Annotated in this window: 9 protein-coding genes and 1 pseudogene; 4 read left to right on the forward strand and 6 right to left on the reverse strand. The window is 72.3% G+C overall.

The window, feature by feature from the left end; translation table 11 throughout:
* Nucleotides 1-10: 10 nt before the first annotated feature.
* A complete protein-coding gene (locus tag ACZ4TG_RS05995; protein ID WP_468160110.1) occupies nt 11-955 on the forward strand; it encodes an MASE1 domain-containing protein in 945 nt (314 codons plus the stop codon).
* Between the two features lie 47 nt (nt 956-1,002).
* Here the strand turns inward: ACZ4TG_RS05995 and ACZ4TG_RS06000 are convergent, their stop codons facing one another.
* Nucleotides 1,003-1,629 carry a TetR/AcrR family transcriptional regulator gene (locus ACZ4TG_RS06000; RefSeq protein ID WP_468160111.1) on the reverse strand — a complete coding sequence of 209 codons (627 nt, stop codon included), beginning with the start codon at nt 1,627-1,629 and terminating at the stop codon, nt 1,003-1,005.
* Between the two features lie 116 nt (nt 1,630-1,745).
* Between ACZ4TG_RS06000 and ACZ4TG_RS06005 the strand changes: the two genes are divergently transcribed.
* Entirely contained in the window at nt 1,746-2,693 is a 948-nt protein-coding gene (locus ACZ4TG_RS06005) for an alpha/beta fold hydrolase (RefSeq protein ID WP_468160112.1), read from the forward strand.
* 34 nt (nt 2,694-2,727) lie between these two features.
* Here ACZ4TG_RS06005 and ACZ4TG_RS06010 read toward each other — a convergent pair whose 3' ends face one another.
* The 4 genes from ACZ4TG_RS06010 to ACZ4TG_RS06025 are packed head-to-tail and all read right to left on the reverse strand — an operon-like array spanning nt 2,728 to nt 4,146.
* Nucleotides 2,728-3,000, reverse strand: a complete 273-nt coding sequence (locus tag ACZ4TG_RS06010; protein WP_468160113.1) for a hypothetical protein — start codon at nt 2,998-3,000, stop codon at nt 2,728-2,730.
* A 50-nt stretch (nt 3,001-3,050) separates the two neighbouring features.
* Entirely contained in the window at nt 3,051-3,323 is a 273-nt protein-coding gene (locus ACZ4TG_RS06015) for a hypothetical protein (protein WP_468160114.1), read from the reverse strand.
* A complete protein-coding gene (locus ACZ4TG_RS06020; protein ID WP_468160115.1) occupies nt 3,320-3,514 on the reverse strand; it encodes a hypothetical protein in 195 nt (64 codons plus the stop codon). The genes ACZ4TG_RS06015 and ACZ4TG_RS06020 overlap by 4 nt, the downstream gene beginning before the upstream one ends.
* 5 nt (nt 3,515-3,519) lie before the next feature.
* On the reverse strand, nt 3,520-4,146 hold the full coding sequence (locus ACZ4TG_RS06025; RefSeq protein ID WP_468160116.1) for a DUF5994 family protein: 627 nt from the start codon (nt 4,144-4,146) through the stop codon (nt 3,520-3,522).
* Between the two features lie 309 nt (nt 4,147-4,455).
* On the opposite strand from ACZ4TG_RS06025, the gene ACZ4TG_RS06030 reads away from it, so the two are divergent.
* Nucleotides 4,456-4,959, forward strand: coding sequence for a DUF5994 family protein (locus tag ACZ4TG_RS06030; RefSeq protein ID WP_468160117.1), 504 nt, complete (start codon nt 4,456-4,458; stop codon nt 4,957-4,959).
* Nucleotides 4,960-5,210: 251 nt separating this feature from the next.
* Nucleotides 5,211-6,089: a helix-turn-helix domain-containing protein gene (locus tag ACZ4TG_RS06035; RefSeq protein WP_468160118.1), complete on the forward strand. Its 879-nt coding sequence runs from the start codon at nt 5,211-5,213 to the stop codon at nt 6,087-6,089.
* 71 nt (nt 6,090-6,160) lie between these two features.
* On the opposite strand, the pseudogene ACZ4TG_RS06040 reads toward ACZ4TG_RS06035, so the two are convergent.
* Nucleotides 6,161-6,837, reverse strand: a pseudogene (locus ACZ4TG_RS06040) (ice-binding family protein); the annotation flags it as partial.

A 6,837-nucleotide genomic window follows, 5' to 3' on the forward strand; every position in this document is an offset into this window, starting at 1 on the left:
CATACGTTGGGTGCACACCGAGCGATGGCTACGCCGAGGCCTTCTGCTGCTGCTCGTGCGGATCCTCGCCGTGGCCGCCGCCTACTACGTGGGCGGGCGGATCGGTCTCCTCCAGCGCGTGGTCCTCGCGGGAGCCCAGGTCACGCCTCTGTGGCTGCCCACCGGGATCGCGGTCGCCGCGCTGCTGTGGCTGGGGCCCCGGATCTGGCCGGGGATCGCGCTCGGCACCTTCTGCGTCATACAGACGATCAGCCCGGTCGAGCCGACCGGCCTGGCCATCGTCGCCGGGAACACCCTCGCCCCGCTGTGCGCGTACGCGCTGCTGCGCCGGGCCGGGTTCCGTACCGAGCTGGACCGGCTGCGCGACGGGCTGGCGCTGGTGTTCCTCGGCGCCCTGCTGCCGATGCTGATCAGCGCCACCATCGGGGCCGGGGTGCTGGCGCTGACCGGCAGCCTGCCGTGGGGCGACTTCTGGCCGGTGTGGTCGTCCTGGTGGGCCGGAGACACGATGGGCGTGCTCGTGGTGACCCCGCTGCTGCTGGTCCTGCCCCGGCTGCGGATGCCCCGCGACCCCTACCGCACGGCCGAGGCGGCGGCTCTGGGGGTCACGGCCGTCGCGGTCACCCTGCTGGTCACCCGCAGCTCGCTGTCGCTGCTCTTCCTCGTCTTCCCGCTGCTGATCTGGGCCGCCGTCCGCTTCCAGCTGGCCGGCGCGGCGCCCTGCGCCCTGCTGATCTCCGTACTGGCCATCGCGGCGGCCACCGACCGGGCCGGCCCCTTCGCCCACGAGACCCTCCTGGAGATCATGGTCAACCTGATGGCCCTGAACGGCTCGGCGGCCCTGACTGCCCTGCTGCTGTCCGCACTGGTCACGGAGCAGAACAACGTCCGCCTGAAGATCGAGCAGGCCTGCGGGGAGCTGGCCGAACTGGTCAGCCGCCTCTCCCCGCCCTGAGGGCCACCGGGCGCTCCCGGGCCGTACCGGGGCCCGGTTCGCCGCGGTCAGGCCTGCTGCGAGGGGTGGCCGGCGGTCGTGAAGATGCGGTCCAGGTGGTGGCGCAGTACCCCGGCGGCCGCCTCGGGGCCCCGCTGGCCGACGAGGATGCTGGTGCCCATCGTGGCCGCCATGGCGAGCAGGCTGATCGCCTCGGTGCGGGCGTCGGCGCCGGGGTCGGCCAGGCCGGATTCCTGCGCGTGGCGGATCAGACCGGCCAGGGCGTCCTCGGCCGCGTCGGGGTTGTCGATGAAGGGCTGGGCGGCCAGGGCCTCGTCGGTCACGGAGAGGATCGCGTACGAGCTGTAGAGGAGGTGGAAGGTGCGGCTCTCCTCGTCGGTGGGGAGGGAGGCCAGAAGCAGCGCCTCGGCGGTCGCGCGGGGGCCCGGCTCCGTTCCCGCGGCGCGCAGGCGGGCGCCGACGCGGGCGGTGAACCGGTCGGTGAGGTGCTGGAGGCCGTAGAGGAGCAGCTTCTCCTTGGTCTCGAAGTAGTACTGGACGAGCCGCAGCGACACTCCCGCCTCGGCCGCCACCTCCCGCATGCCGACGGCGTGCAGTCCGCGCCGTCCGGCGACCCGGATGAGCGCCTCGGCGATCTGGGTACGGCGTTCCTCGTGGTCCACGCGCTTCGGCATGTTCTGGTCTCTCCGCCCGTCCGTGATGAGAGCCCGCGGCCCCTTTTCATGGTACCGCTGTATCAACATCATGGTACGGTCGTATCACGAAGAAGCCGTCTCCCGGAGGTGCCACCGTGTCCAGCAACACGACCACGACCCGCGTACGCCGCGACGTCGGCCGCTACGTCAACGACACCCTGCGCGACCGTTACTTCGCCGCCTGCGACGCGCTCTACGCGCTGGGCGCGCCCGCCCGCTCCGAGACGGACGTGGAGACGAGCTTCGGCACCACGCACGTCTACCGGTACGGCCCCGCCGACCCCGCCGCCGAGTCCCGTACCCCGGTGGTACTGATCCACGGCGCCGGCTACTGCTCCGCGATGTGGTACCCCAACACCCCCGCACTCAGCGCCGAACGCCCCGTCTACGCACTCGACACCCCCGGCGACGCCGGCCGCAGCGTCCACCGCGAACCGATGTGGCAGCCCGAGCGCGCCGCCCAGTGGCTCGACGAGGCCCTCGACGCCCTCGGCCTCGACCGGGTCCACCTCGTCGGCTCCTCCTACGGCGGCTGGCTGGTGCTCAACCAGGCCCACCGCCGGCCCGGACGGCTCGCCTCCGTCACGCTGCTCGACCCGGGCGGCCTGGAGAAGGTGGGCCTGCGCTTCTTCACCTGGGTCTTCGTCAGCCTCTTCGCCAGCTTCGCCCCCAAGGCGCTCCGCCCGCGCCTGGCCTCCTGGCTGGAGCAGCCGGTACTCGTCGTCCCCGAGCTGCGCGCGATGGTCCAGTCCGGCGTCCGGGCCTTCCGGATCCGCCGCCCCGCGCCCAGGCCGCTGACGGAGGAGGCGCTGCGCTCCATCCGCACCCCGATCAACCTGATCATGGGCAAGCGCAGCCTGCTCGTACACCCCGAGCGCCAGCTGGAGCGCGTACCGCGCCTCATCCCCGGCGCCCGCGCCGAGATCATCTCCGCCACCGGGCACGGCCCGCAGATCGACCACGCCGACCTGGTCAATGCCCGCATGCTGACCTTCATGCACGACGCCGACTCCCTGGACCCGGCCCCGGGCCCGAGGGCGTAGGCCCCGTACGCCTGACCGGCAGCGGTCGGGGGGCTCAGGGGTGGGCTTCCTCCTCGGCCTCCATGCGGAGGATTCCCGCGTGGGTGAGCGTGACCATCGCGGGGGTGTTGCCCGGCTCCCAGTCGACCGTGATCAGGCCTTCGCCCGCCAGGTAGGTGCAGGCCGCGGCCAGGTCCTGGTCCGGTACGTGGAGGTCGCGCCGGAGCTGTGATCCGGTGATGCCGAGGAGGCGGTTTCCTTCGACGGCTTCGTAGAGGACCCGGAGCACCTCTTCGCGGTAGCTCTTGCGTTCGCGCAGTGTGGCCATGACCGCGTCCTTTCCGTGTGCGGGGCGGGGGGTTCCGGGGTTCGGGGTGCTCAGATCTCGTCGGAGTGGGCGCCGATGCCCGCGGGGGTTCTGCTGGCCGTCAGCCACGAGCGGGCGGGGCCGGCGGGGGCGGCCGTGTCCACGGTGAGGTGGAGGCGGGTGTCGCCGTCGAGGCCGGGGTAGCTGCGCTGTTCCGTACCGTCGAAGCAGTGGCGCAGGGCTTCCGCGACCGCCCGGGCGGCTTCGGGGGTGTGCGCGATGATCCGGACCTCGGCGTGTCCGTGCGAAGGCAGGGGCTGGGACTGGCTCTCGATGTGCTTCACGTGGGCGTGTTCCCTTCGGAGCGGGCGGCCCGACGACCGGTGTCGTCCGGCAGGCCGGCAGGTCTCGGCAGGGGCTCGCTGAAGTGGTGGGCCGCGATCCGTGCCGCGTGCTGTGCGTTGAGCAGGTGGATCAGGCCCATTCCGATGCCGATGGCGATGATGATCGCCGCGATGAGGACGATGGTCTCCACGCTGCTCACCTCCAGGTGTTCCCGGGCAGCGGCAGGGCCCGTGCGCCCATCGGGTTCCCGAACGGGGACATGCAGGCCCCGCCTTCGCTCTCCCAGGTGGCTTCCCGGCGGCGGGCGTCGCGGATGCCGCGCCCGATGGCGGCTTCGTTGGCCATCAGGACGCCCGCGGTCAGGGCGCTGCCGGGTATCGCGGCGGCGGCCATCAGGCGGGAGGCGGCGGCCGGCGCCGTCTCGGGCGGCACCACCAGCAGGTCCCAGCGGCCGACCGTGAAGGAGAGCAGGATCAGTTTGTCGGGGTCCTGTTCGGTGAACCGGCCCACGTGCACGGTGCGGCCGGCGACGGGCACGGTGCGGGGGATGACGGGCCAGCGGGTGGGGTTCACGGTGACGCGCGTGATGCGGCCCCACGGCTCGTCCAGAGCGGCGGTCAGAGCCGGGAGTTCGGCTGCGAGGTCACGGGAGTACGGCCACCAGGCCCCGTCGAGCTGACCGGCGAGCGCGCTGCGCGGCGTGAGGGAGAGCCGGGCCGGGCGCAGGGGTACGACGACAGGGGGCGCGGAAGACGTAGAAGACGTAGAAGACGCCGAAGGCGCAGAAGACGCGGCGCGGTCGAGGTCGAGGATCGAGGTCATGACGCGGACCCGTCCCCGGGCCGTTCGCGAACGGCCCGGTGCAGTGATCGCCGGAAACGACGTCCGCGTGGGAGCGGGTGTGCGAAAGACTCCCGGTGCTTTCACTGTACGCCTGTCCGGCGGACTCTGACCGGTGTGACCAGGTATTTTCCGGCGGGCGACGAGGGCGCGTCCGGTGTGGAGAGCGGTGGTCCGGGCGGCGGGAGTACCGTGAAGCGACGGCAAGTCTCGTACGTCGCCGACCGGGCGCCGGCAATGGTTCGGCCCGCGACGGCGGACGGCCGCACCCCGTAGACGGGCGGACCCACCATGGCTGACTCCGACACCCCCCGCACGCCCCCGTTGCTCCTGCCGGATGCGATCCACCACGCGGTGAAACCGGGCACGGCCCTGCTCCGGCTGGAGACCATGCGGTCCCGGACGGGGGTCCTGGACGGCGCGTGGTGGCCGCGCACGCGCGACATCGAGACCGAGCTGCCCGCGCTGATCAGCGTGCTGACCGAGCACCTCGGGCCGATCACCCGTGTCGGCGTCGACGCGTCCGCCTGGAACGGCCTCCCGATCCGCCTGGTCATCGACGACCAGGTCGTGCACCTCGACTCCGACCCGGTCGGCGACGACACCGTCCTCATCACGCGCGGCGACAACGACCACTTCGCCCTGCTCGTGGTTCCCCCCGACACCACCGTCGACGCGGCCCGCGAAGCGATGGCCCGCGCCGTGCGCGCGGACAACATCACCCGGGCCGCTCAGATCCTCGTCGCCACCGCGCCCGAGGACGGCGGCGCCGACGACCGGACGGCCCGAGCCTGACCCGGGCCGGGTGCTCGGACCTCGGACGGCGTCGGCATATTGCAGAGAAACCGAATCGACTTGCGGTCCGTTGTTCCTGTCGTGCCGAGCCGGAAATATGGTCAACCAGGCAGGGAACAATACGAAGTTCAGGCCACTTTGCGCCGGGCGTGCATCGCGGCGCACGACACGGAGACAAGACGGATCCCGCTGCCCCGGCCGTGGCAGTCTGCTCGCCAATGCAAGGTTTCCGGAGCGGAGGTACGCGTCTCGTGGGCGTCACTGTCAATCCCACCGTCGGCAGGCGCCGGCTGGGGTCGGAGCTGCGCCGGCTCCGGGAGAGCAGAGGTATGACGACGCAGCAGGTGGCGGAGCGCCTGCTGATCTCCCAGCCCAAGCTCAGCCTGTTGGAGAACGGCCGCCGCCTCATCAAGCCCCGGGACGTGCGCGATCTCTGCTGGCTGTACGGAGTCCAGGACCAGCGTCGCGTCGACCAGCTGATGCAACTGGCCAGGGAATCGGGGCAGGAGGGCTGGTGGAACTCCTACGGCGACGTCCCGTACGGCGTCTACATCGGCCTGGAGGCCGAGGCGGCCGCCATCCGCGTCTACGAGACCCAGGTGATCCCGGGCCTGCTGCAGACCCCGGCCTACGCCCGGGCGGTCATCGCAGGAACGATCCCTCAGGCCACGGCCGAACAGGCTGCCACCCGCCTCGAGGTACGGCTCCGGCGCCAGGAGCGGCTGGCCGCCCCGCGCGGTCCGCTGCGCTTGTGGGCCGTGGTGGACGAATCGGCGCTGCGGCGCGTCGTGGACAGCTGTGAGGTCATGCGCGCGCAACTGGACCAGCTGAACCGGCTCGGGGCCCAGCCGCACATCACCGTCCAGATCCTTCCGCACGACGCGGGGGCGCACCCGGGTGTCTCGGGGCAGTTCTCGCTGCTGGAGTTCGCCGACGCCACGGATGTGAGCGTGGTGTATCTGGAGAGGTTCACCAGCGACCTCTATCTGGAGAAACGATCCGACGTGCGGCTCTACCGGGACATGTTCGCGCACTTGCAGGCCTGCGCGCTGAGCCCCGACAGCACCCGGCAGTTCATCACCGATGTCGCCAGGACGTACGGCCGCGGCCGTGCTCCCGTCCTCGCGTGAGCCGTTCCGAGTCGGCCCGGAGCCCCTGGACGAGGTGTCCAGGGGCGTGAGGCGGTGAAATCGGCGGTCGGCTAGTCCTGTCGGGTCGCCGTACCTCGCCGGCCTCTCTTCATGGCGAAGAGGACCGAGCCCGCGATGAAGGCGAGGGCGGCCGCGGAGGCGGCCACGGGGGCGAACCCGCCGCTCGTGTCATCCGCGGCGAGCTCCGGCGATGCGACCTCCGGCTTCTGGGGGGTGGCGGCGTTCACGTGGGCGAAGTTGACGCTCTTGGCCGAGTGGGAGGGACCCAGCTTGCCCAGGACGTCGTCGAGACCGCCCGGCAGGAAGCCGGCCCACGGGGGCTTGCCCTCGTCGTGGTCATCGTGACCGTCGCCGGGCCCGCCGTCTTCGGGGCCGTGCTCGCCCTCGTCGGGACCGCCGTCTTCGGGGCCGTCGTGGCCGTGACCGGGTCCGCCGTCGTCAGGGCCGTCGTGGCCGTGACCGGGGCCGTGGTCGTGGTCGTGGTGACCGTGGTCGTGATCGCCGGCGTCACCCTTTTCGCCCTTGTCGCCGCGAGGCCCCTTGGGCCCGGCAGGTCCGGCAGGTCCAGCAGGTCCGGCAGGTCCGGCAGGCCCGGCAGGCCCGGCGGGTCCGACCGGTCCGGCGGAGCCGGTGGGGCCGGGGGAGCCGACGGGTCCGGCAGAGCCGGTGGGTCCGGCAGGTCCGGCGGGTCCGGCGGAACCGGTCGGGCCGGGGGAGCCGGTCGGGC

The organism is Streptomyces sp. NPDC028314 (assembly GCF_055565795.1).

Excerpts from the sequence above, each read along its gene's own strand:
- ACZ4TG_RS06000 (WP_468160111.1), bottom strand. The coding sequence starts at position 1,629 with ATGCCGAAGCGCGTGGACCACGAGGAACGCCGTACCCAGATCGCCGAG.
- ACZ4TG_RS06010 (WP_468160113.1), bottom strand. The coding sequence starts at position 3,000 with ATGGCCACACTGCGCGAACGCAAGAGCTACCGCGAAGAGGTGCTCCGG.
- ACZ4TG_RS06025 (WP_468160116.1), bottom strand. The coding sequence starts at position 4,146 with ATGACCTCGATCCTCGACCTCGACCGCGCCGCGTCTTCTGCGCCTTCG.
- ACZ4TG_RS06030 (WP_468160117.1), top strand. The coding sequence starts at position 4,456 with ATGGCTGACTCCGACACCCCCCGCACGCCCCCGTTGCTCCTGCCGGAT.